The 22,048-nt window shown below is 64.0% G+C and carries 22 protein-coding genes; 11 read left to right on the forward strand and 11 right to left on the reverse strand.

Annotated elements, in window-relative coordinates:
- Window positions 1–62: 62 nt before the first annotated feature.
- Genes def through ACNFCJ_RS17075 form a run of 5 tightly spaced genes read left to right on the forward strand, consistent with a single transcriptional unit; the run spans window position 63 to window position 4,626 of the window.
- Entirely contained in the window at window positions 63–569 is a 507-nt protein-coding gene (gene def / locus ACNFCJ_RS17055) for a peptide deformylase (RefSeq protein WP_013713230.1), read from the forward strand.
- Between the two features lie 53 nt (window positions 570–622).
- On the forward strand, window positions 623–1,567 hold the full coding sequence (gene fmt, locus ACNFCJ_RS17060; RefSeq protein ID WP_416772593.1) for a methionyl-tRNA formyltransferase: 945 nt from the start codon (window positions 623–625) through the stop codon (window positions 1,565–1,567).
- Complete coding sequence (rsmB, locus tag ACNFCJ_RS17065) at window positions 1,564–2,877, forward strand: 16S rRNA (cytosine(967)-C(5))-methyltransferase RsmB (protein WP_416772594.1); 1,314 nt, start codon at window positions 1,564–1,566, stop codon at window positions 2,875–2,877. Before fmt ends, rsmB begins: the two co-directional genes overlap by 4 nt.
- 11 nt (window positions 2,878–2,888) lie before the next feature.
- Window positions 2,889–4,262, forward strand: coding sequence for a Trk system potassium transporter TrkA (trkA, locus tag ACNFCJ_RS17070; protein ID WP_416772595.1), 1,374 nt, complete (start codon window positions 2,889–2,891; stop codon window positions 4,260–4,262).
- Window positions 4,263–4,311: 49 nt separating this feature from the next.
- Window positions 4,312–4,626, forward strand: coding sequence for a tetratricopeptide repeat protein (locus ACNFCJ_RS17075; RefSeq protein ID WP_416772596.1), 315 nt, complete (start codon window positions 4,312–4,314; stop codon window positions 4,624–4,626).
- Between the two features lie 174 nt (window positions 4,627–4,800).
- Here ACNFCJ_RS17075 and ACNFCJ_RS17080 read toward each other — a convergent pair whose 3' ends face one another.
- From ACNFCJ_RS17080 to ACNFCJ_RS17095, 4 genes are all read right to left on the reverse strand, one after another.
- On the reverse strand, window positions 4,801–6,177 hold the full coding sequence (locus ACNFCJ_RS17080) for an aspartate aminotransferase family protein (protein ID WP_256836468.1): 1,377 nt from the start codon (window positions 6,175–6,177) through the stop codon (window positions 4,801–4,803).
- A 20-nt stretch (window positions 6,178–6,197) separates the two neighbouring features.
- The gene (locus ACNFCJ_RS17085) at window positions 6,198–7,661 is read right to left on the reverse strand and encodes an NAD-dependent succinate-semialdehyde dehydrogenase (protein ID WP_416772598.1); all 1,464 of its coding nucleotides are present in this window, start codon (window positions 7,659–7,661) and stop codon (window positions 6,198–6,200) included.
- A 200-nt stretch (window positions 7,662–7,861) separates the two neighbouring features.
- Entirely contained in the window at window positions 7,862–8,512 is a 651-nt protein-coding gene (locus ACNFCJ_RS17090; protein WP_416772600.1) for a 7-cyano-7-deazaguanine/7-aminomethyl-7-deazaguanine transporter, read from the reverse strand.
- A gap of 155 nt (window positions 8,513–8,667) precedes the next feature.
- Entirely contained in the window at window positions 8,668–9,039 is a 372-nt protein-coding gene (locus ACNFCJ_RS17095; protein ID WP_416772601.1) for a C40 family peptidase, read from the reverse strand.
- Window positions 9,040–9,438: 399 nt separating this feature from the next.
- Here ACNFCJ_RS17095 and choX point away from each other — a divergent pair, with 399 nt between their 5' ends.
- A complete protein-coding gene (gene choX, locus ACNFCJ_RS17100) occupies window positions 9,439–10,365 on the forward strand; it encodes a choline ABC transporter substrate-binding protein (protein ID WP_416772603.1) in 927 nt (308 codons plus the stop codon).
- Here choX and ACNFCJ_RS17105 read toward each other — a convergent pair.
- The 5 genes from ACNFCJ_RS17105 to eutB form a co-directional block, all read right to left on the reverse strand.
- On the reverse strand, window positions 10,362–10,838 hold the full coding sequence (locus ACNFCJ_RS17105; protein ID WP_416772605.1) for an Lrp/AsnC family transcriptional regulator: 477 nt from the start codon (window positions 10,836–10,838) through the stop codon (window positions 10,362–10,364). The genes choX and ACNFCJ_RS17105 overlap by 4 nt on opposite strands.
- Window positions 10,839–10,944: 106 nt before the next feature.
- On the reverse strand, window positions 10,945–11,949 hold the full coding sequence (gene doeB / locus ACNFCJ_RS17110; protein ID WP_416772606.1) for a N(2)-acetyl-L-2,4-diaminobutanoate deacetylase DoeB: 1,005 nt from the start codon (window positions 11,947–11,949) through the stop codon (window positions 10,945–10,947).
- A gap of 4 nt (window positions 11,950–11,953) precedes the next feature.
- Complete coding sequence (gene doeA / locus ACNFCJ_RS17115; protein WP_416772608.1) at window positions 11,954–13,144, reverse strand: ectoine hydrolase DoeA; 1,191 nt, start codon at window positions 13,142–13,144, stop codon at window positions 11,954–11,956.
- A gap of 57 nt (window positions 13,145–13,201) precedes the next feature.
- Entirely contained in the window at window positions 13,202–14,179 is a 978-nt protein-coding gene (gene eutC, locus ACNFCJ_RS17120) for an ectoine utilization protein EutC (protein ID WP_416772610.1), read from the reverse strand.
- A 9-nt stretch (window positions 14,180–14,188) separates the two neighbouring features.
- On the reverse strand, window positions 14,189–15,160 hold the full coding sequence (gene eutB, locus ACNFCJ_RS17125) for a hydroxyectoine utilization dehydratase EutB (RefSeq protein WP_416772611.1): 972 nt from the start codon (window positions 15,158–15,160) through the stop codon (window positions 14,189–14,191).
- 171 nt (window positions 15,161–15,331) lie between these two features.
- On the opposite strand from eutB, the gene ACNFCJ_RS17130 reads away from it, so the two are divergent.
- Window positions 15,332–15,871, forward strand: coding sequence for a hypothetical protein (locus tag ACNFCJ_RS17130; RefSeq protein ID WP_416772613.1), 540 nt, complete (start codon window positions 15,332–15,334; stop codon window positions 15,869–15,871).
- A gap of 96 nt (window positions 15,872–15,967) precedes the next feature.
- Here ACNFCJ_RS17130 and ACNFCJ_RS17135 read toward each other — a convergent pair whose 3' ends face one another.
- A complete protein-coding gene (locus tag ACNFCJ_RS17135) occupies window positions 15,968–17,365 on the reverse strand; it encodes a PLP-dependent aminotransferase family protein (RefSeq protein WP_021487463.1) in 1,398 nt (465 codons plus the stop codon).
- Window positions 17,366–17,611: 246 nt separating this feature from the next.
- On the opposite strand from ACNFCJ_RS17135, the gene ehuB reads away from it, so the two are divergent.
- The 4 genes from ehuB to ehuA all read left to right on the forward strand — a co-directional run bounded on the left by ehuB (window position 17,612) and on the right by ehuA (window position 20,662).
- The gene (gene ehuB / locus ACNFCJ_RS17140) at window positions 17,612–18,457 is read left to right on the forward strand and encodes an ectoine/hydroxyectoine ABC transporter substrate-binding protein EhuB (protein ID WP_416772615.1); all 846 of its coding nucleotides are present in this window, start codon (window positions 17,612–17,614) and stop codon (window positions 18,455–18,457) included.
- 65 nt (window positions 18,458–18,522) lie between these two features.
- The gene (gene ehuC / locus ACNFCJ_RS17145; RefSeq protein ID WP_099525029.1) at window positions 18,523–19,182 is read left to right on the forward strand and encodes an ectoine/hydroxyectoine ABC transporter permease subunit EhuC; all 660 of its coding nucleotides are present in this window, start codon (window positions 18,523–18,525) and stop codon (window positions 19,180–19,182) included.
- Window positions 19,179–19,841: an ectoine/hydroxyectoine ABC transporter permease subunit EhuD gene (gene ehuD / locus ACNFCJ_RS17150; protein WP_017676297.1), complete on the forward strand. Its 663-nt coding sequence runs from the start codon at window positions 19,179–19,181 to the stop codon at window positions 19,839–19,841. Before ehuC ends, ehuD begins: the two co-directional genes overlap by 4 nt.
- A gap of 41 nt (window positions 19,842–19,882) precedes the next feature.
- Window positions 19,883–20,662, forward strand: coding sequence for an ectoine/hydroxyectoine ABC transporter ATP-binding protein EhuA (ehuA, locus tag ACNFCJ_RS17155; RefSeq protein WP_416772617.1), 780 nt, complete (start codon window positions 19,883–19,885; stop codon window positions 20,660–20,662).
- 131 nt (window positions 20,663–20,793) lie between these two features.
- Here the strand turns inward: ehuA and ACNFCJ_RS17160 are convergent, their stop codons facing one another.
- Window positions 20,794–22,047 carry a virulence factor family protein gene (locus ACNFCJ_RS17160; protein WP_416772618.1) on the reverse strand — a complete coding sequence of 418 codons (1,254 nt, stop codon included), beginning with the start codon at window positions 22,045–22,047 and terminating at the stop codon, window positions 20,794–20,796.
- Window position 22,048 lies beyond the last annotated feature (1 nt).

Below are 22,048 nucleotides of genomic sequence, written 5' to 3' on the forward strand. Positions count from 1 at the left end.
ATGCTGTTCATCATCTTAGCAGCGGATTTTGACTTTATTCCACAAGTGCATCACAAACGCATATGGCGATCCTGAATATCCTCGAATTTCCTGATCCACGCCTGCGTACCATCGCCAAACCGGTGGACGTCGTGGATGACTCCATCCGTCAACTGGTCGACGACATGTTCGAGACCATGTACGACGCACCCGGTATCGGCCTGGCGGCGACGCAGGTCAACGTGCACAAGCGCGTGGTGGTCATGGACCTGTCCGAGGACAAGTCCGAACCGCGGGTGTTCATCAACCCCGAGTTCGAGTCGCTGACCGATGAAATGGACCAGTACCAGGAAGGCTGCCTGTCGGTGCCCGGCTTCTACGAGAACGTCGACCGCCCGCAAAAGGTCAAGATCAAGGCGCTGGATCGCGATGGCCAGCCCTACGAGCTGATCGCCGAAGGCTTGCTTGCCGTGTGCATCCAGCACGAGTGCGATCACCTCAACGGCAAGCTGTTCGTCGATTACCTGTCCAACCTCAAGCGCGACCGCATCAAGAAGAAGCTGGAAAAGCAGCATCGCCAGCGCGCTTGACGCCCGATTCAGAAGGCTTGCCACGGCAAGCCTTTTTCTTTTAGCGAGCTCTCATGTCTGACTCATTGCGTATCGTCTTCGCCGGCACCCCGGAATTCGCCGCCGAACACCTCAAGGCCCTGCTGGCCGGCCCGTACGAGATCATTGCCGTCTACACCCAGCCGGATCGCCCGGCAGGTCGCGGCCAGAAGCTGATGCCGAGCCCGGTCAAGCAACTCGCCGTCGAGCACGGTATCCCGGTCTACCAACCGGCCAGCTTGCGTAATGAAGAAGCACAGGCCGAGCTGGCAGCTCTCAAGCCGGATCTGATGGTGGTGGTCGCCTATGGCCTGATCCTTCCGCAGGTGGTGCTCGATACCCCGCGTCTTGGCTGCATCAATAGCCACGCCTCCCTGCTGCCACGCTGGCGTGGTGCAGCGCCGATCCAGCGCGCGGTGCAGGCCGGTGATGCCGAGAGTGGCGTCACCGTGATGCAGATGGAGGCCGGCCTCGATACCGGGCCGATGCTGCTCAAGGTCAACACGCCAATCAGTGCTGACGACACCGGCGGCAGCCTGCATGACCGCCTGGCTGAGCTTGGTCCGCAGGCCGTATTGAAAGCCATCGATGGCCTGGCTGCCGGCACGCTTAAGGGCGAAGTGCAGGACGATGCCCTGGCCAACTACGCACACAAACTGAACAAGGATGAGGCGCGCCTCGACTTCAGCCGCCCGGCCGTGGAGCTGGAGCGCCTGGTGCGCGCCTTCCATCCCTGGCCGATTTGCCACACCACGCTGAACGGCGATGCGCTGAAAGTGCATGCGGCCGAGATCGGAGAAGGCAAGGGCGAGCCGGGCACCATCCTCGCCGCCGACAAGCAGGGCCTGACCGTGGCCTGCGGCGAGGGTGCACTGCGCCTGACCCGCCTGCAGTTGCCCGGCGGCAAGCCGCTGGCCTTCGCCGACCTGTATAACAGCCGCCGCGAGCAGTTCGCCCCCGGTCTGGTACTCGGTCAATGAACCCGCGCCTGGCCGCCGCCCGCGCCCTGACTGCCGTGCTCTCCGGCAAGGCTTCTCTGGGCAGCAGCCTGCCGCCGCAACTGGACAAGGTCGAACACCACGACCGCGCCCTGGCACAGGATCTGGCCTTCGGCGCCGCACGCTGGCAACCGCGCCTGCAACTGCTGGCCGACAAACTGCTGGAAAAGCCCTTCAAGGCTGCCGACAAGGACGTGGAAGCGCTGCTGCTGATCGGCCTCTATCAGTTGCTGCACAGCCGCATCCCGGAGCATGCCGCCATCGGCGAGACAGTAGGCTGCGCCGGAGCGCTGAAAAAGCCCTGGGCCAAGGGCTTGCTCAACGCCGTGCTGCGCCGCGCCCAACGCGAGCATGAAGCGATTTTCGCCGAACTGGATCGCGACCCGGTGCTACACACCGCGCACCCGCGCTGGCTGCAAAAACAGCTCAAGGCCTTCTGGCCCGAGCACTGGCAAACCATCTGCGCCGCCAACAACGCACATCCGCCACTGATCCTGCGGGTCAACCGCCGCCACGGCAGCCGCGACGCCTATCTCGATGAACTGCGCAGCGCCGGCATCGATGCCGAACCCTGCGCTTTCAGCCGTGACGGCGCGCGCCTGCTGCAGCCGTGCGATGTGACCAGCCTGCCCGGCTTCAAGGAAGGCCGCGTCAGCGTCCAGGACGAAGCTGCGCAACTGGCCGCCGATCTGCTCGAACTGACGCCAGGCCAACGCGTACTGGATGCCTGCGCAGCACCGGGCGGCAAGACCTGCCACCTGCTGGAAGTCGAGCCGGGACTCAGCGAAGTGGTCGCCGTCGATCTGGAAGCCAAGCGCCTGGCACGCGTGCGCGAGAACCTCGAGCGCCTGCGCCTGGAGGCCACGCTGATCGCCGCCGATGGCCGCGATACAGCGGCCTGGTGGGACGGCCAGCCGTTCCAACGCATCCTGCTCGACGCGCCCTGTTCGGCCACCGGCGTGATTCGCCGCCATCCGGACATCAAGCTGACCCGCCAGCCCGAAGACATTCCCGCCCTGGCGCAGTTGCAGGGCGAACTGCTCGACGCGCTGTGGCCGACCCTCGCGCCGGGCGGCATCCTCCTCTACGCCACCTGCTCGGTGCTGCCCACGGAAAACAGCGAGACCATCGCCGCATTCCTCACTCGCACCCCGGACGCGCAGGAAGTCACCATCGCCGGCGAGTTTGGCCTGCAACCAGTGCACGGTCGCCAGTTGCTGCCGCAGCTGGACGGTCATGACGGCTTCTACTATGCCAAGCTGATAAAGACGGCTGTGACCAACCACAGCTAACGGAGCGATCAGTGAAAATCATCATTCTCGGCGCCGGCCAGGTGGGCGGCACTCTGGCGGAACACCTCGCCAGCGAAGCCAACGACATCACCGTGGTCGATACCGACGGCGACCGCCTGCGCGATCTGGGCGACCGCCTGGACATCCGCACCGTGCAGGGCAAGGGCTCCTTTCCCACCGTGCTGCGCCAGGCCGGCGCCGACGATGCCGACATGCTGGTGGCGGTGACCAACAGCGACGAAGTCAACATGATCGCCTGCCAGGTGGCCTACACCCTGTTCCACACCCCGACGAAGATTGCCCGGGTGCGCGAATCGGCCTACCTGACCCGCGAGGCGTTGTTCGACAACGAAGCGATCCCGGTCGATGTGCTGATCAGCCCCGAACAGGTGGTAACCAACTACATCAAGCGCCTGATCGAATATCCCGGCGCCCTGCAGGTGATCGACTTCGCCGAAGGCAAGGCTCAGCTGGTCGCGGTCAAGGCCTACTACGGCGGCCCGCTGGTGGGTCAGCAACTGCGCCAGTTGCGCCAGCACATGCCCAACGTCGACACCCGCGTCGCGGCGATCTTCCGCCGCAACCGGCCGATCATGCCCAAGGGCGACACCGTGATCGAGGCCGATGACGAAGTGTTCTTCATCGCTGCCAAAGCGCACATCCGCGCGGTGATGAGCGAGATGCGTCGCCTCGAGGACAGCTACAAGCGCGTGGTGATCGCCGGTGGCGGCAATATCGGCGAACGCCTGGCCGAAGCCATCGAAAGCCGCTACCAGGTGAAGATCATCGAGATGAACCCGGCGCGCTGCCGCTACCTGTCGGAGAACCTCGACAGCACCATCGTGCTGCAGGGCAGCGCCTCGGATCGCGATCTGCTGGTGGAAGAGAACATCAACGATGCCGACATCTTCCTCGCCCTGACCAACGACGACGAGGCCAACATCATGTCGTCGCTGCTGGCCAAGCGCCTGGGTGCGCGCAAGGTGATGACCATCATCAACAACCCGGCCTATGTCGACCTGGTGCAGGGCGGTGAGATCGACATCGCCATCAGCCCGCAGCTGGCTACCATCGGCACCCTGCTGACCCACGTGCGTCGCGGCGATATCGAAAGCGTGCACAGCCTGCGCCGTGGTGCGGCAGAGGCGTTGGAAGTGATCGCCCATGGCGACGCTAAATCGAGCAAGGTGATCGGCCGCGCCATCGAAGACATTGCCCTGCCACCGAGCACCACCATCGGCGCCATCATCCGCGACGAACAGGTGCTGATCGCCCACGACGACACGGTGATCGAGTCCGGCGACCACGTGATCCTGTTCCTGGTCGACAAGAAGTACATCCGCGACGTCGAGCGCCTGTTCCAGGCCGGTCTGACGTTCTTCTGAACAAAGCCGTAGCCGGATGCAATCCGGGCTACACCCGCGGAGAAGGATCATGAGTACAGATGCGCTGGAAAAAATGCTGGCCAAGGGCATGGACAACGCCCTGCTGCGTTTCGGGCTGGGCAAAGCCCACCTGGATGTCGGCAATGCGGCGCAGGCGGCAGAACACCTGCAACGCTGCGTGGAATTCGACCCCACCTATTCGGCGGCGTGGAAGCTGCTGGGCAAGGCGCTGCAGGCCGAAGGCGACCTCGACGGCGCGCGCCAGACCTGGCAGCAGGGCATCGCTGCCGCCCAGGCCAAGGGCGACAAGCAGGCCGAGAAGGAAATGAGCGTGTTTCTGCGCAAGCAGGACAAGCAACGCTGATCGACTCGGTGCGCACAGCGCACCCTACGGTTCATAGCGGTTTTGTAGGGTGCGCCGTGCGCACCGAGCTAGCAGGCTGTTGAAAAACTATCTGCGATGCCTGGCCGTCGTTAAAAACAGCCTGCTGGAGAAGGACTTCAGCCTTCATGGCTGAAGTCCTTCCAGCGGTAGATCTCAGAGCACCTCGCTGGCCACCGCATCCACCGCCGCCTTGGCGATCCCCACTACCTCGTCCGCCTCGGCCTTGGTTAGCACCAGCGGCGGGGCGAAGCCGAGGATGTCGCCGTGCGGCATGGCGCGGGCGATCATGCCGCGCTCCAGGCAGGCGGCAGAGACGCGCGGGCCGACCTTGAGCGCGGCATCGAAGGGCGTGCGCGCCTCCTTGTCAGCCATGAACTCCAGCGCCGCGAGCATGCCGACACCGCGCACTTCGCCCACCAGGGGATGACCTTCGAAGGTCTGGCGCAGTTGCTGGTTGAGGTAGGCGCCGACATCGGCGGCGTTGGCGGAGATATTTTCCTTTTCGAGAATATCCAGGTTGGCCAGCGCAGCCGCAGCGCAGATCGGATGACCTGAGTAAGTCCAGCCATGGCCCATTGCGCCATCGCGACTGGAAGCCTCGTCGATCACGTTCCACACCTTCTCGCCGACGATCACCGCCGACAGCGGCGCGTAGGCGCTGGTCAGACCCTTGGCGGTGGTGATCAGGTCCGGCTGCATGCCGAACATCTGGCTGCCCATCGGCGTACCCAGACGGCCGAAGGCGCAGACCACTTCGTCGGCGATCAGCAGGATGTCGTACTTCGCTAGTACCGCCTGGATCGCCTGCCAGTAGCCCTTGGGCGGCACGATGATGCCGCCGGTGCCCATCACCGGTTCACCGATGAAGGCGGCAACAGTGTCCGGGCCTTCAGCCAGGATCAGACGCTCCAGATCCTCGGCGCAGTGGCGCACGAAAGCCGCTTCATCCATGCCGGCCGGCGCCTTGTAAAAGTGCGGGCAGACGGCGTGTTTGATATCCGCGTGAGGCAGGTCGAAGTGCTGATGAAAGCTGGCAAGGCCGGTGAGGCTGCCAGTCATGATGCCCGAGCCGTGGTAGCCGCGCTGGCGGGAGATGATCTTCTTCTTCGCCGGGCGGCCGAGCACGTTGTTGTAGTAGCGCACCAGCTTGATCTGGGTCTCGTTGGCGTCCGAGCCGGACAGGCCGTAGTAGACCTTCTTCATCCCCTTGGGCGCCCAATCGATGATGCGCGCCGACAGCTCGATGATGGCCTCTGTCGAGTGGCCGACGTAGGTGTGGTAGTAAGCCAGCTCCTTGGCCTGCTTGTAGATGGCCTCGGCCACTTCGGTACGCCCGTAGCCGATGTTCACGCAGTACAGGCCAGCGAATGCATCGAGCAGCTCGCGGCCTTCGTGGTCGCGAATACGGATGCCGGAAGCGCCGGTGATGATACGCCCCTTGAGTGCGCCGCTGGCGTGGTCGTGAGCGTGGGTGGACGGGTGCATGAAGTGGGCACGGTCCTGGGCGAACAACTCGTCGTAATGGCTCATGGAAAATCCTCCGGTTTGGCTCAGTAGCGCTGGCCCTGATGATGAATGCAGAAGTATTTGGTTTCGACGAAGGGCTCGAAGCCTTCCGTACCGCCCTCACGGCCGAGACCGGAAGCTTTCATGCCACCGAAGGGGATCGGGTGGCCGGTGAACTTGGTGCCGTTGACCGCGACCATAGCGTGGTCGAGGCGGCGGATGAGCGGATGAACGACATCCACGCGGTTGGAACAAATGTAGGCGGCCAGGCCGTATTCGGTGTCATTGGCCATGGCCACGGCTTCGTCCAGCGTGTCGAAGGCGCGCACGCCAGCGATGGGGGCGAAGTTCTCCTCGCGGTAGATGCGCATGCTGTCAGTGACGTCGGCCAGCAGCGTCGGCTGCCAGAACCAACCGCCCAGCGCATGCGGTTCGCCACCGGCCAGCAGGCGCGCGCCCTGTTCGATGGCATCGGTAACCCGTGCGGCCGTCACGTCCAGCGCAGCCTGGTGCATCAGCGGACCGATCTGGTTGCGCGCGTCATGCCCAGGGCCGACGCGCAGGCCGCGCACGGCCTTGGCGAAGCGCTGTAGAAATTCTTCATAAATGGGGCGCTCGACCAGAATACGGTTGGCGGCGCAGCAGTCCTGGCCGGAGGTCTGGAACTTGGCATCCAGCGCCACCTGCACGGCGTGATCGAGATCGGCATCGGCGCAAACGATCAGCGGCGCATTGCCGCCCAGTTCCAGCGCCACCTTCTTCACATCCTCAGCAGCCGCCTGTAGCACCAGCTTGCCGACGCGAGTCGAGCCGGTGAAGCTCACCGAACGGACACGGGTATCTTTGACCAGGGTTTCCATGGCCATCTGCGGTTCACCCAATACCACGTTGAACACACCGGCTGGCAAGCCGGCCTCCTCGGCCAGTTGCGCCAGGGCAAAGGCGGAATAGGGCGTCTCGTGTGCCGGTTTGACCACCACGGTACAACCGGCGGCCAACGCCGCGGCGGCCTTGCGGGTGATCATCGCGCTGGGGAAATTCCACGGTGTGAGCAGGGCACAGACACCGACCGGCTCTTTCACCGTACCGAGCTGGGCACCAGGGATATGACTGGGAATGGTCTGGCCGTAGAGCCGGCGCGCCTCTTCGGCGAACCAGGGAAGGAAGCTGGCGGCGTAGCGGATCTCGCCACGGGCTTCGGCCAGCGGCTTGCCCTGTTCCTGGCTGAGGATGCGCGCCAGGTCTTCCTGATGCTGCAGGATCAGCTCGGCCCAGCGCCGCAGCAGCGACGCGCGGGTTTCCAGGCTCTGCTCGCGCCAGTCGGCGAAAGCGCGCTGGGCGGCGTCCACTGCGGCTACGATCTGCTGCTCACCAAGCATCGGCACATGGCCGATCACGCTCTGGTCGGCCGGGTTGTGCACGGCAATGCTGGCGCCCTCGTCACTGTGCAGCCAGTGACCGTCGACATAGCACAGCGATTTGAACAGCAGGGGATGGTCGAGGGGCATGGCGATGTCTCCGGGCCGATGGACATGGGAGACATGTTAGGGAAGGGCAGCTTGACGTTTTTTCCAAGCCGGGCAGGCGCTACCGCAGTTTTTTCTGAAGGTGGCGGGGCAATAGGAGAATTCTCGTGTGGCGTAGCCCGGATGAAATCCGGGGCAGGGCACAGAACATTCCCGGATTGCATCCGGGCTACGGATTCAGCTCAGGCTGTGGCAGTACGCTGCGGCAACGCCCGCACGATGGCGCTGAGCAACATGCCGTACAGCGGCACGAAGAGGATCAGGCTGATGGCCAGCTTGATCACGTAGTCCACGGTGGCGATCTCCACCCAGTTGGCGGCCATGAACGGATCATCGCTGCGCCAGAAGGCCACCGAGAAGAACAGGAAGGTATCGAGCAGATTGCCGAAGATGGTCGAGGCCGTCGGCGCGACCCACCATTGGCGCATCTTGCGCAGGCGGTCGAACACCTGAATATCGAGCAACTGGCCGAAGGCGTAGGCCAGGAAGCTGGCCACGGCGATACGGAAGACGAACAGATTGAATTCGCCCAGCGCCGCCAGACCGCCAAAAGCGCCTTCGTGGAACAGCACCGACACCACGTAGGAGGCCACCAGCGCCGGCAGCATCACGCGGGCAATCACCACCCGCGCGGAATGCTTGCCGATCAGGCGCACGGTCAGGTCGGTAGCCAGGAAGATGAACGGAAAACTGAACGCGCCCCAGGTGGTATGCCAGCCGAACAGGGTGATCGGCAGCTGCACCAGGTAGTTGCTGGCAATGATGATGAGGATATGGAAGGCGATCAGGCCGGCCAGCACGGGCCGACTGACCGACGCAGGAATCAGGGTCATGTCGATGTCCTTTTTCATGGAGTGGGGTTAGGGAACCCACTGCCGCAGCCGACATGGCCGCGAGCGGCGCGCATTCTAGCGCGTTGTTGACCCGCGGGATAGGTTTTCCCGCAGATGACCAAACCGCTCGGATGGAAGGTCGCGCCGCCGCTGACTCAGGCTTCCGGCACCACCCGCTTGGCCAGCTGGAAATGCCGCTGCCAATACGAGTTGTTGAGGAAGTCGATACGCACGTTGGCGCCGCGGCGCGGCGCGTGGACGAAGCGGCCCTCACCGATGTAGATGGCCACGTGATCCACCGAGCGGCTGCGAATGCGGAAGAACAGCAAATCGCCCGGCTGCAGGTCGCTGCGTTTCACCGAGGGCGCGTCCAGGCGCGACAGCGCGCGGGAGGTGCGCGGCAGGTCGAGGTCGTTCTGGGTCTTGAAGGCGTATTGCACCAGGCCGCTGCAATCGAAACCGTGGCGCAGGCTGGTACCACCCCAGCGGTAAGGCGTGCCCAACGCGCCTAGGGCGCGGTCGATCACTTCGCTGGACGGTTTGGGCGCGACCGCTGGCGCGGTCGCAGGAAGGGTGTGGATACGAAAGGTGGCGGAGGCTTGGGTACAAATTCCCAGTAAAAGAGCGCCTCCCAGGCAAAATGACATGAAGAATTTATTCAAACCCAGTGACCCTGGTGATTGGCCTTTGCGCGGAAGCCCTTCCGAATCAAGGCATTGCATCGGAAACGAGCCTCCTGCCCATCCCGGAGACGGACTGCCTGAAAAAGTCTTTGGTTCATTTCCAAGTAGACGAGCCGACGAACGGTTTACCGCTGATGCCTTCGTATTCCCGACCAATCGCGTCCAATCACGACTCGGAGGTTGAGCCTCCGGCCCTCGGCCGTTAAGGTCGCGGAGCGACTCATCTTCGGAAAGGATTCACTCATGACGCTCAAAGCCTTCCTGCTCGGCGCCTCGCTCCTGGCACTCGCCCACGGCGCCCAGGCGCAGACCGAAAACTCCAGCTGCTCCACGGTGACCCTGGCCGATCCCGGTTGGAGCGACATCGCCGTGACCAATGGCATCGCCAGCCTGCTGCTCGATGGCTTGGGCTACAAAGCGCAGACGCGCACCCTGGCCGTGCCGATCATCTTCGCCGGGCTGCAGAAAGGGCAGGTCGATGTGTTCCTCGGCAACTGGATGCCTGCCGGCCAGCACGACTACGACCGCTACGTGGCCAGCGGGCAGATCGACAAGGTGGTGGAAAACCTGGGCGGCACCGAATACACCCTGGCCGTACCGACCTACGCCCATGAAGCCGGCGTGAAGGACTTCAACGACCTCGCCAAATTCGCCGACAAGTTCGGCAAGAAGATCTACGGCATCGGTTCGGGCTCGCCGGCCAACGACTACATCCGCCAGATGATCACCGGCAACGAGTTCGGCCTCGGCGATTGGCAGCTGGTGGAATCCAGCGAGCAGGCGATGCTGGTGCAGGTCGGGCGCGCGGTGAAGCGCGATGAATTCGTGGTGTTCCTGGGCTGGACGCCGCACCCGATGAACGTGCAGTTCGACATGCAGTACCTCAAGGGCGGCGAGAAGTTCTTCGGCAGCACCGGCTCGGTGAATACCCTGGCGCGCAAAGGCTATGTGGCCGAATGCCCAAACGTGGGCAAACTGCTGACCAATCTGAAGTTCACCCAGGAGATGGAGAACACCATCATGGATGACGTGCTCAACCGCAAGGTGGCCAATGCCACGGCGATCAAGAACTGGATCAAGGCCAACCCGCAGGTGCTCGATGGCTGGCTGGACGGCGTGAAAACCCGCGATGGCGGCGATGGCCTCGCGGCGGTGAAAGCCAAGCTCTAGTCGTCCAGCTCGGTGGGCGCACCCAGCGCGTCCGCCTTGATGGTCTTGGTGACGATGTAAGTGAAGTAACGCTCGATGCCCAGGTCTTCGAGCAGCAGTTGGTCGATGAAGCGCTGGTAGTGATCGATATCGCGAGCGCGGATCATCGCGATGTAGTCGACACCGCCACCGGTGGCGTAGCAGAAGCCCACCTCCGGCGCCTCGCTCAGGCGCTGCTCGAAGCGGCGCATATCCTGCGCGGTGTGGCGGGCGAGGGTGATTTCCACCAGTACCTGCTGGCTGCGAAATAGCGCCGCCCAGTCGATCTGCGCGCGGTAGCCCTTGATCAACCCTGCACTTTCCAGCTTGCGCACCCGCTCCCAGGCCGGCGTCACCGAGAGGTTGATCGCCTCGGCCAGAGCCGACTTGGTGATCCGCCCATCCTCGGAGAGGATACGCAGGATCTTCAGGTCATAGCGGTCGAGCTTGTGCATCGGCTTCTCGGTTGGCTAAGGGTTTAAAGATGTAGAGGCCAGATCGCGGCCAAAGCCCTCCCACGAGACACTCAGACTGTGGGAGGGGCTTTAGCCGCGACCGTTTCTAGTCCACCACCTCGGCAATGACCGCGAGGGTATCACCACTTTTCACCAGCCCGGGGAAGTGCCGCGCAGCGAGCAGGCCGCTGCGTTTGGCACGGTACTCGGTGGCCGGTGCGCCAGTACGACGCGCACTGTGCACCCGCGCGATCACCTCGCCCTTCTCCACGGTATCACCGAGGTCGCGGCACATTTCCAGCAGGCCATCGTCTTCGCTGGCGACGAAGCAGTCGCCGTCGGGCATATCCAGCATTACCGACTTGCCGGCCTCGATCTCACCCTGTAGCAGGCCGAAGTGGATCAGCAGGTTGCGCACGCCACGCTCGGCGATGGCCAGGCTTTTCGCCGTGCTGCTGCCGCCGCCGCCCAGTTCGGTGGTGACGAATACCTTGCCCTGTTCCTCGGCCGCGGTGTCGTACATGCCCACTGCGTCCAGTTCCAGCATGCGCATGCAGTAGGGCGCGGCGAACGCGCGCATGCCGGCGGCGCAGGCGGCGTCCTGGGCCTTGTCCGGCAGCATGTGGCAGGCGGCGAAGGGCAGGAAGTCCAGGGTCTTGCCGCCGGAGTGGATGTCCAGCACCACGTCGGCCATGGGCAGCAGGCTGCGCTGGAAATAGTCGGCGATCTTCTGCGTCACCGTACCGTCCGGCTTGCCGGGGAAGCTGCGGTTGAGGTTGCCCTTGTCGATGGGCGAGGTGCGGGTGCCGGCCTGCACCGCCGGGGTGTTCATGAACGGCACGATGATCACCCGGCCAGTGACGTCCTCGGCGCGCAGGCATTGGGCCAGCTTGCTCAGCGCTAGCGGGCCTTCGTATTCGTCGCCATGGTTGCCGCCGGTAAGCAGCGCCGTGGGGCCGCTGCCGTTCTTCACCACGGTCACCGGAATCATCACCGCGCCCCAGGCCGAATCGTCACGGGAATAGGGCAGCTTGAGAAAGCCGTGTTGCACGCCGTCACGGTCGAAATCGACCGTGGGGCTGATGGGGTTGTCGCGCAGCATGTCGGTCATGGCATTAGTCCTTCACGAACAGCTTGCGCGGCACGTCGCAGAAGGTTTCCACGCCGCTGTCGGTGATCAGGATCGACTCGGTGATCTCCAGCCCCCAGTCGTCCAACCACAAGCCCGGCATGAAGTGGAAGGTCATCCCCGGCTGCAGCACGCTCTCGTCGCTCGGGCGCAGGCTCATGGTGCGCTCGCCCCAGTCCGGTGGATAACTGATACCGATGGGGTAGCCGCAGCGGCTGTCCTTGTGGATGCCGAACTTCTCCAGCACCTTGAAGAAGGCGCGGGCGATGTCGCCGGTGGTGTTGCCCGGCTTGGCTGCCTCCAGGCCGGCGGCGATGCCTTCGACCACGGCCTTCTCGCCGTCGAGGAAATGCTGCGGCGGCTTGCCCAGGTAGATGGTACGCGACAGCGGGCAGTGGTAGCGCTTGTAGCAGCCGGCGATCTCGAAGAAGGTGCCGGCGCCGCTGATCATCGGCGAGTCATCCCAGGTCAGGTGCGGGGCGCTGGCATCGGCGCCGGTGGGCAGCAGCGGGACAATGGCCGGATAGTCGCCGCCATGGCCGTCTGCACCGAGAATGCCGGTACGGTAGATCTCGGCGACCAGCTCGTTCTTGCGCAGGCCCGGTTCGATCTTGTCGAAGATCGCCGCGTGCATCTTCTCGACGATCTTCGCCGCGACGCGCATGTAGCCGATCTCGGTGAGCGACTTGATCGCCCGCTGCCAGTTGACCAATGCAGTCGAATCGACGAAGCGCGCGTTGGGCAGATTGCGCTGCAGCGAGCCATAGGCGGCGGCGCTGAAGTAGTAGTTGTCCAGCTCGACGCCGATGGTCAGCTTGTCCCAGCCACGCGCGGCGATGACCTCCTTGGACAGGTAGTCCATCGGGTGGCGCTCGGTGGACTGCACGTAGTGGTCGGGGTAGCCGACGATATTGCTCTGCTGCATGAACACCGTGCGCTTGGCGCCGTTGGCGTCCTGGCCACGACCGTACCAGACCGGCTCGCCATCGAGCGCCAGCAGCACGCACTGGTGCACGTAGAACGACCAGCCGTCATAGCCGGTGAGCCAGGCCATGTTGGACGGATCGGTGACGATCAGCAGTTCGATGCCCCTGGCCTGCATGGCGCTGCGCGTCTTGGCCAGGCGCTGGGCATATTCCTCCCGGCTGAAGGGGAGGTTGACGACGATTTCGGACATTGCGTTGCCCTCGTGATGGAACGGTTATTCAGGCGCGGCGTGCCGCGCCCGCAGGTTTCAGGAATCGAAACTTAGGCCTTTGCCGGCCGCGACGGCGCGCTGGTAGGCGAGGCTGGCGATGGCGGTGTCCTGGGCGCCGGTGCCGGTCAGGTCGCACAGGGTGATCTGGTCATTGGCGGTGCGCCCCGGGCGCTGGCCGGCGATCACCTGGCCGAGCTCAGCGAAGTCATCCTCGGCATGCACCAGGCCGGCGGCGATGGCGTGATTGAGCTCACCGAGCACGCGGGTCTGACTCAGGCGGTCGGCGACATAGGCATCGACCCGCGCCAGCACCGCTGGAGCGATCTCGTTCTTGTGCTCGGCATCCGAGCCCATGGCAGTGATATGCAGGCCGGAGCGCAGGTGTTGCGGCTGGATCAGCGGCTCGCGACTGGGCGTGGTGGTGATGGCGATATCGGCACCATCGAGCGCCGCGTCGACGCTGTCCACCATGCGCGCATCGTCCAGCTCGGCAGCCATGACCTGGGCCTTGGCGGGATCACGCGCCCAGATACGCACCTCGCGTACCTCGCGCACCAGGCGCAGGGCTTGCAACTGCAGGCGCGCCTGCTCGCCGGCGCCGAGGATGGCGACTACCTTGGCGTCCTCGCGGGCCAGCCATTTGGCGGCGATGGCGCCAGCGGCGGCGGTGCGCACGGCAGTGAGGTAGCCGTTATCCAAAAGCAGCGCGTCGGCCAGGCCGGTCTGTGCCGAGAACAACATCATCAGGCCGTTGAGGCTGGGCAGGCCAAGCTTGGGGTTGTCGAAGAAACCGGGGCTGACCTTGATCGCGAAATGCGCCACACCGGGCAGGTAGGCGGTCTTCACGTCCACCTCGCCGTTATGCTCGGGCACGTCCAGACGCAGGATCGGCGGCATCGCCACGGCGGCAGTGGCCAGCAGGCGGAAGGCGTTTTCCACCACTTCGAGGCTGTCGCTGTCGAGGCCGACGCAGTCGCGCAGGTCGGCCTGGTTGAGAATCAGGGTCTTGGCCATGGAAGCTCCTCAGGCGTCGGCGCCATTGAGCACGCGCAGGTGCTGGTCGATGTCGATGTTGCGGCCGCTGATCACCACCACCACCGGGCCACGCGGTTCGATCAGGCCATCGAGCAAAGCGGCGATGCCGACCGCTGCGGCGCCCTCGACCACCAGCCTTTCTTCGCGGTAGGCGTGGCGGATGCCACGGGCGATGGAGGCCTCGTCGAGCAGGTGAACCTGATCGCACAGATCGCGAGTGATGGAATAGGTGAAGCGGTTGTCCAGGCCGATGCCGCCGCCGAGCGAGTCGGCCAGGGTCGGCAGCTCCTCCACCTCGACTGGCTCACCAGCCTCGAGGCTGGCATGCATGGCGGCGCCCAGCTGCATGCTGATGCCGTGGGTACGAATCGCCGGGCTGGCCGCCTTGATCGCCAGCGCCACGCCAGCGAACAGGCCGCCGCCGGAAAGCGGTACCAGCACTTCGCAGACGTCCGGGCATTGTTCGAGAATCTCCAGGCCCAGGCTGCCCTGGCCGGCGATCACATGCGGGTGGTCGAAGGGCGGGATAAATGCGGCGCCCTGCTCGCGGGCGATACGCAGGGCTTCGAGCTGGGCATCGTCCTGGCTGCGACCTTTGATAACCACCTCAGCGCCCAACTCGCGAATGGCAAGCACCTTGTTCTGCGGCACAAGCTCGGAGAGGCAGACAATGGCCTTCACGCCCTGCTGCGAGGCGGCGAAGGCAAGCGCACGGCCATGGTTGCCGGTGGAGGCCGTGACCACGCCGAGGCGCTTCTGCTCGGCATCCAGCTGCGCGACCGCGTTGCTCGCGCCGCGCAGCTTGAAACTACCGGTAGCCTGCTGCGACTCCAGCTTCAACCACACCGGCACACCGGCCAGGCGACTCAGGCTGGGCGAATGCTCCAGCGGCGTCTGGCGCACCAGGCCGGCAATGCGCTGGCGGGCCTTGAGTAGATCATCGGCGGTGATGGAAGACATGGCGCACGTTCCGAGAAGGTGTGCGGCCGAGTGTATGAGCGGGAAATTGAGTGGCTGAATGTACTAGGACGATTTTTTATTTGGCTTGTGAGTGAGCAGGTAGGTGTTCTTTTTTGCCTAGTGTATTTTTCCAATACCTGCTGTCGATCTGCTCACCAGGAAATGCACTACATGGATAAGTATCAAACCACCCTCAGTCACGCGAAAGCCCACCTCCAAGACATGGGTAAGTCACAATTTGAGCCTGCCGAGTTCAGCCGCCATTTCAGTGCTTGCCTTTCCAGTTCAAGGGCAGCGGTGCAGTACGCGATCAAGGAAGCGCAGCAATTAAACACGGATAAAGCGCTGCAGCAGTTGTGCAATGAGTACAGCTACATTGTCGCTTTCAAAGGCATTCGTGGCCACTCTGAGCATGTGGGGCCCGTACCAACCGAAAGCCGTTTGAAAGAGCGTGAGTACGATATCGTGGTGGCCAAAGAAGGATCAGAAGTCGACCACTCACGCTGGCAAGAGACTGATTTTGATCCTCGGCCTGAGGTTGAAGTGCTAGCTTCAGGCACCATGAGGAACATGGACTACCAGCTACTTGCCGCGGATCTGGCCAAGTATGGTTTAAGCGATGAATACAGTTTGGTTGGTCACTGCAGCGCTCACATCGACTCAATCGAAAGAATGTTGGTTAAAGCTCGCGAGCAAAACCTAATCCCCTAATTCGCTACACGTTCGGCCAGCCGAAAATACTCAACCACGCGCGCGAGAACTCAGGCACTCCCACTGCACTGAAGCCTCGACATGGCCAACCGCCCCTCAAAAATCATGCACCTTCGGGTACTGCTCGAACACATCCCTTACGATCTGCACGCCCTGGCGCATCTTCGCTTCGCTGCATTCGGCGCCGACGCACAGGCGCACCGCGCGCGGCCTCGGCATACCGGGCGGGACGAAGGGGTCGGGCAAGGTCAGCGCAACATTGCGCCGGCGCAGCTCACGCAGCAGGCCATCGGTTTCCCAGCCTTCGGGTACGCGCAACCAACTATTGAGCGAATAGGGATGGTTACCGATCAGGTGCTCGCCCAGCTCCTGCTCCACCAGTGCCTGCCGGTTGGCCAGCAGTTGCCGCTGCAGCTGCACCAGATCCTCGGCCTCGCCGGAGTCGATCCAGCGCGTGGCGATCTCCCCGAGCAGCGACGGTGCCATCCAGCTGTTGACCCGCAGGATGCTCTCGGTACGCAGGGCCAGGCGTTTGGGCATCACCAGATAGCCGATACGCAGGCCGGTGAGCACCGACTTGGTCATGCTGGTGCAGTAGAACGACAGCTCCGGCGCGTAATGACTCAGTGGCCGCGTGGCTTGCTGGCCAGCCAGCAGCGGGCCGTAGACATCGTCCTCGATGATGTACACGCCATAACGGCGAGCGATCTCGGCGATCTCGCGGCGGCGCTCGTCGGGCATCAGTGCGCTGGTCGGGTTGTTGAGGTTGGGCGTGCAGACCAGCGCGGTGATCCGTTCGTTACCGCACATGTCCTCGAAGTGTTCGGGGTTCAGCCCGTAGCGATCCATCTCCAGGCCCTTGAGGGTGAAGCCGAGTACCTGCGAGCTGCCGATGGCGCCGTGGTCGGTCAGGCCCTCGCAGAGCACCACGTCATCCGGGCCGGCGAGGGTGGCCAGGGCGAGGAAAATACCGTGGGCGGCGCCGCTGGTCAGCAGCACATCCTCGATGCCGACATCCATACCCAGACGCGCCAGCCAGCGCACCGCGGCCTCGCGCTGGTGCTGCATGCCAGCAATCGGGCGGAAGGCGTGAATCCACGGCTGGTCCGGCTCCTGCGCCAACTCTAGGCAGGTCTGTCGCCACAGGCGGTCGTGATCAGCCGTATGCAGGATGCGCGCATTGGAAAAGTCCATCAGCGCCTGCTCGGTTTGATCGAGCATGCTGGTGGCCACGCGCTCGCTGGTGCGCCGCGAGACGAAGCTGCCACGGCCCACCTCGCAGCGCACGCGGCCCTGACGCTCCAACTCCTTGTAGGCGTTGGTCACGGTCTGCACGCTGATGCCCAGCGCATCTGAAACCTGACGTTGCGGCGGCAACCGTTGGCCGTCGATCAGGGTACCCTGTTCGATATCGGCGGCGACCGCCTGGACCAGCAGCTTGTATTTCGATTCGCCCGGGCGAGCGTTGGCCAGGGCCTTCTTCCAGTTGTGCATCGATGGCTCCTCCGGCGACTGCGTTCAAGCATCCCGCGTGAGGCGTTACGATTCAATTGTCCTAGTGCAATGCCGTAGCCAAAAAAGCCTTTGTATGCTCGGCCCAAGGGTGGAAAACAGTGCCTCAGGCAACTCAAAAGAACACCACCCGGCGCAGGCCTACTGCGCACCAACGCTCTTGATTTACCTGCCTCCTAACACAGCACGCCGCCGTTGGCGGACTACAAGAAACAGGAGAACACCAAGATGAGTAGCGTTATCCCCTCCCGCTTCGGCCGCCTCGCACTGGCCTGCGCCCTGCTCACCGGTCTCGCTGCCGGTGCCCAGGCCTCGACCCTGGACAAGGTCAAGGACAGCAGCAGCGTGCGTATCGGCTACGCCAATGAAACGCCATTCGCCTACACCGCCCTAGACGGCAGCGTTACCGGCGAGTCGCCAGAGATCGTCAAGAAGATCTTCGAACGCATGGGCGTCGAGAAGATCAACCCGGTGCTCACCGAGTGGGGTTCGCTGATCCCCGGCCTGCGCGCCAGCCGCTTCGACCTGATCGCCGCCGGCATGTACATCACACCCGAGCGCTGCAAGCAGGTGCTGTTCACCGACCCGCACTACCAGTTGCCCGATACCCTGCTGGTGAAAACCGGCAACCCGAAGGACCTGCACAGCTACGAGGACATCGCCAAGAGCGGTGCCAAGGTGGCGATCATGTCCGGCACGGTGAACCTCGGTTATGCCCGTAACGCCGGCATCAGCGACGACCAGATCCTCCAGGTGCCGGATACCACCGCACAGCTGCAGGCCGTGCGCGCCGGGCGCGCCGATGCCGCGGTCGGCACCCAGCTGACCATGAAGGGCCTGGCCGACAAGGGTGGCGACGGCGTCGAAGCCATCAGCGAGTTCAAGGACGATCCGGCCCACACCGGCTACGGCGCCCTGGCCTTCCGCCCGGAAGACAAGGAGCTGCGTGATGCGGTCAATGCCCAACTGAAGGAATGGATCGGCAGCGAGGAGCACCTGGCCACGGTCAAGCCCTTCGGTTTCGATCAGTCCAACGTCACCGACAAGACCGCCGCCGAACTCTGCGGCCAGTAATGAGCGGATGCCGCCGCGCGCTTCGGCGCGTGGCGCGTTTATCACGCATAGAGCGGTAGACATTCATGACCGATCTTCTTCCCCTGCTGCTGCAAGGCGCCTGGGTCACCGTGCAAGTCACCTTCTGGGGCTCGCTGCTGGCCATCGTCTCGGCTGTTATCGCCGCCCTCGGCCGGCTGTCACCCATCGCTCCGCTGCGCTGGCTGGCGATCACCTATATCGAGATCTTCCGTGGCACCTCGCTGCTGGTGCAGTTGTTCTGGCTGTACTTCGTGCTGCCAATGCCACCGTTCAACGTCGAGATGAGCGCCTTCACCGTGGCCATTGTCGGCCTCGGCCTGCATATCGGCGCCTATGGCGCGGAAGTGATGCGCGGCGCCATCCGCTCGGTAGCCAAAGGTCAGTACGAGGCCTGCACGGCGCTGAACATGCGACCGTCGAAGCGTTTCCTGCGCATCATCCTGCCGCAGGCACTGCTGGCAGCGATCCCGCCAGGCACCAACCTGCTGATCGAGTTGCTGAAGAACACCTCGCTGGTGTCGCTGATCACCCTGTCTGACCTGGCCTTCCGCGCCCGTCAGCTGGATCAGGCGACCTTCATGACCCTGGAGATCTTCGCTCTGGCCCTGGTCCTGTATTTCCTCATGGCCCAGGTGATCAACCTCGGTATGCGCCTGCTGGAAAAACGCCTTAGCCGTGGCCGGATGCGCGGAGGCCTGCAATGAATTTCTTCGACTGGGATTTCGCCCTGAGCATCCTCCCGGATTTGCTCAAGGCCTCGCTCAATACCCTGCTGATCACCTTCGCCGGCTTCGCCATTGCCATCGTGCTCGGCCTGCTGCTGGCCATCGCCCGACGCAGCAAGCACCTGTGGCTGTCCTGGCCGGTGGCCGGACTGATCGAGTTCATCCGCAGCACGCCGCTGCTGATCCAGGTGTACTTCCTGTTCTACGTATTCCCCAACTACGGGCTGAACCTCACCGCGCTGCAGGCAGGCATCCTCGGCATCGCCCTGCACTACGCCTGCTACACCGCCGAGGTGTATCGCGCCGGCCTCGACGCGGTGCCACGCGGCCAGTGGGAGGCGGTGACGGCGCTGAACATGTCGCCGCTGTCGGCCTATCGGCAGATCATCCTGCCGCAGGCACTGCGGCCGATCCTGCCGGCGCTGGGCAACTACCTGGTGGCCATGCTCAAGGACACCCCGGTGCTGTCGGCCATCACCGTGGTGGAAATCATGCAACAAGCCAAGAACATCGGCTCGGAGAGCTTCCGCTACCTTGAGCCCATCACCATGGTCGGTCTCTTCTTCCTGCTGCTCAGCCTGGCCCTGGCCTGGTGCGTGCGGCGTGTGGAAGATCGCCTGGAGGTCACTGCCCGATGACTGCTTTTCTAAACTCTACAGACGCCGCAGGGAGTTCCTCCATGAACCAGCCCATCGTCCGCTTCACCGACGTGACCAAGCGTTACGGCAACCTCACCGTACTCAACAAGCTCAACCTGGATGTCGCTCCCGGCGAGAAGGTGGCGATCATCGGCCCCAGCGGCTCGGGCAAATCCACCCTGCTGCGCGCGTTGATGACCCTGGAGAGTATCGACGAAGGCGTAATCGCCGTCGATGACGAACCACTGACCCACATGCCCGCCCGCGACGGCCGCCTGGTGCCGGCCAACGCCAGCCACCAGCGCAAGGTGCGCGGCAAGATCGGCATGGTGTTCCAGAGCTTCAACCTGTTCCCGCACATGTGTGCGCTGCAGAACGTGATCGAGGCGCCAATGCAGGTGCTCGGCATGGGCAGGAAGGAAGCCACCGAACGCGCCGAGGACCTGCTGGCGATGGTCGGCCTGGGCGAGAAGCTGCGCCATTTCCCATCGCAGCTATCCGGCGGCCAGCAGCAACGCGTGGCCATCGCCCGTGCGTTGGCGATGCGACCCAAGGTGATGCTGTTCGACGAGGTGACCTCGGCGCTCGACCCGGAACTGTGCGGCGAAGTGCTCAACGTCATCCGCCGTCTAGGCAGCGAACACAACCTGACCATGCTGATGGTCACCCACCAGATGGGCTTCGCCCGCGAGTTCGCCGACCGCGTGTGCTTCTTCCACCAGGGCTGCATCCATGAACAGGGCACGCCGGATCAACTGTTCGGCAACCCGCAGCAGGAAAGGACGAAGGCGTTTCTCAGCGCGGTGAACGAGTCGCACTGAGGCGCACTGTGGGAGGCGGAGAGCCATCAGAGCGCTCTGCCGTTTCCGTAGGAGCGGCTTTAGCCGCGATTTTTCGCGGATGAGTCCGCTCCTACGGAATCAGGGCAATCCGTTGGCATGCGTCAGCGAGACTAACGCGGCTGCCGCGCCTTGATCGCTGCCAGCATCTTCTGCGCCAGCGCGGCGTAATCACCATCGAAGTGGTGCCCGCCATTGATCATCAGGTGCTCGCCCGGAGCACCAGCTTCGGTGCAGCCGCTCTCGGCCGTCTCCTCGCTGCCATAGATGCAGTACACCTTGGCCGCCGGCACCTTGCGCAGTTCGGGGCCAGTGGCCGCTTCCGCGCCATCCTTGCCGAGCCAGCCGCTGACGGCGATCTCAAAGCTGCCGCTGCGGGCGAAGGCCAGCAGCAACATGGCGTCGACCTGCTGCTGATCACTGGCCGGCAGGCGGTTGTAGATCGCCGGCAACACGTCGGCACCGAAGGAATAGCCGGCGAGCACGAAGCGCTTGATATGCCACTTGTCGCGGTACTGCTGCATCAGTCGCGACAGGTCGGCGGCGCTCTGTTCCGGGCTCTTGTGCTGCCAGTAGTAACGCAGGGTGTCGATGCCCACCACCGGATAGCCAGCAGCGGCCATGTGCTCGGCCGAGGCACGGTCCAGGTCGCGCCAACCGCCATCACCGGAATAGAACAGGGTCAGGGTATCGGCGGGTTGCGCCGAAGGATGCTCGATCACCGGCATCGCCGCGCCCTGGCCGGCGAGCAAATGCTGCAACTGATCGGCCAACAGGGTCGGCAGCGGCGTGCCCAACGTACCGATGCGCGGCTCGCCGTTGGCCTTCTCACGCAGGAAGCGGGCGTTGTCGTCACCCGGATTGTCATTCCACAGGGCTATCCAGTGGCCATGCTCGGCCTTGTTCGGCAAGGGCTCGGCGCAATCGGGTTTGGCCAGGTCGAAGCCGACCGACAGCGCCTGAGCCTGGTCGTCGCTTTGCGCCGCCAGCCAGCGCCAGGCCGAGGCTGCTGCCGGGCCGATACCGGCGACCAGGGTCGGCGCGCCGCCCAGCGCCTCGCTGGCCTGACTGATCAGCTGCTGTTGCGCCTTGCAGTCGCCCGCAACGAAGGGCAGTTGCAGCAGGCGCAGATCGCCCACTTCGGCAAGGTGGCGTAGCGTGGTTTCGTCCAGCGCCTGGTCGGCCGGCGCGAGCAGCAGCACACGCTGACGCGCCTCGCCCTGGCTCAGCAGTTGCGCCGAGGCACCCTGAATCTGCAGTGTCTTGAACTGCGTGGCGCCGCGCATCGACCACCACCAACCCGCCGCCCCTGCAGCCAGGGCAACCAACAACAACACGCCACCCAGCGTCCTTGTCGTCCTGCTCATC

It is taken from the genome of Pseudomonas sp. NY15364 (genome assembly GCF_048068235.1).
Taxonomy (GTDB): Bacteria; Pseudomonadota; Gammaproteobacteria; order Pseudomonadales; family Pseudomonadaceae; genus Aquipseudomonas; species Aquipseudomonas mendocina_D.

What these genes read in the sequence shown, in the direction of transcription:
- ACNFCJ_RS17160 (WP_416772618.1), bottom strand. Translation starts at nt 22,047, where the DNA reads ATGAGCAGGACGACAAGGACGCTGGGTGGCGTGTTGTTGTTGGTTGCC.
- ACNFCJ_RS17105 (WP_416772605.1), bottom strand. Translation starts at nt 10,838, where the DNA reads ATGCACAAGCTCGACCGCTATGACCTGAAGATCCTGCGTATCCTCTCC.
- ehuB (WP_416772615.1), top strand. Translation starts at nt 17,612, where the DNA reads ATGAGTAGCGTTATCCCCTCCCGCTTCGGCCGCCTCGCACTGGCCTGC.
- ACNFCJ_RS17075 (WP_416772596.1), top strand. Translation starts at nt 4,312, where the DNA reads ATGAGTACAGATGCGCTGGAAAAAATGCTGGCCAAGGGCATGGACAAC.
- def (WP_013713230.1), top strand. Translation starts at nt 63, where the DNA reads ATGGCGATCCTGAATATCCTCGAATTTCCTGATCCACGCCTGCGTACC.
- eutC (WP_416772610.1), bottom strand. Translation starts at nt 14,179, where the DNA reads ATGGCCAAGACCCTGATTCTCAACCAGGCCGACCTGCGCGACTGCGTC.
- doeA (WP_416772608.1), bottom strand. Translation starts at nt 13,144, where the DNA reads ATGTCCGAAATCGTCGTCAACCTCCCCTTCAGCCGGGAGGAATATGCC.
- doeB (WP_416772606.1), bottom strand. Translation starts at nt 11,949, where the DNA reads ATGACCGACATGCTGCGCGACAACCCCATCAGCCCCACGGTCGATTTC.
- choX (WP_416772603.1), top strand. Translation starts at nt 9,439, where the DNA reads ATGACGCTCAAAGCCTTCCTGCTCGGCGCCTCGCTCCTGGCACTCGCC.
- ACNFCJ_RS17085 (WP_416772598.1), bottom strand. Translation starts at nt 7,661, where the DNA reads ATGCCCCTCGACCATCCCCTGCTGTTCAAATCGCTGTGCTATGTCGAC.
- ehuD (WP_017676297.1), top strand. Translation starts at nt 19,179, where the DNA reads ATGAATTTCTTCGACTGGGATTTCGCCCTGAGCATCCTCCCGGATTTG.
- eutB (WP_416772611.1), bottom strand. Translation starts at nt 15,160, where the DNA reads ATGTCTTCCATCACCGCCGATGATCTACTCAAGGCCCGCCAGCGCATT.
- ehuC (WP_099525029.1), top strand. Translation starts at nt 18,523, where the DNA reads ATGACCGATCTTCTTCCCCTGCTGCTGCAAGGCGCCTGGGTCACCGTG.
- ACNFCJ_RS17080 (WP_256836468.1), bottom strand. Translation starts at nt 6,177, where the DNA reads ATGAGCCATTACGACGAGTTGTTCGCCCAGGACCGTGCCCACTTCATG.
- ehuA (WP_416772617.1), top strand. Translation starts at nt 19,883, where the DNA reads ATGAACCAGCCCATCGTCCGCTTCACCGACGTGACCAAGCGTTACGGC.
- ACNFCJ_RS17135 (WP_021487463.1), bottom strand. Translation starts at nt 17,365, where the DNA reads ATGCACAACTGGAAGAAGGCCCTGGCCAACGCTCGCCCGGGCGAATCG.
- rsmB (WP_416772594.1), top strand. Translation starts at nt 1,564, where the DNA reads ATGAACCCGCGCCTGGCCGCCGCCCGCGCCCTGACTGCCGTGCTCTCC.
- ACNFCJ_RS17090 (WP_416772600.1), bottom strand. Translation starts at nt 8,512, where the DNA reads ATGACCCTGATTCCTGCGTCGGTCAGTCGGCCCGTGCTGGCCGGCCTG.
- ACNFCJ_RS17130 (WP_416772613.1), top strand. Translation starts at nt 15,332, where the DNA reads ATGGATAAGTATCAAACCACCCTCAGTCACGCGAAAGCCCACCTCCAA.
- fmt (WP_416772593.1), top strand. Translation starts at nt 623, where the DNA reads ATGTCTGACTCATTGCGTATCGTCTTCGCCGGCACCCCGGAATTCGCC.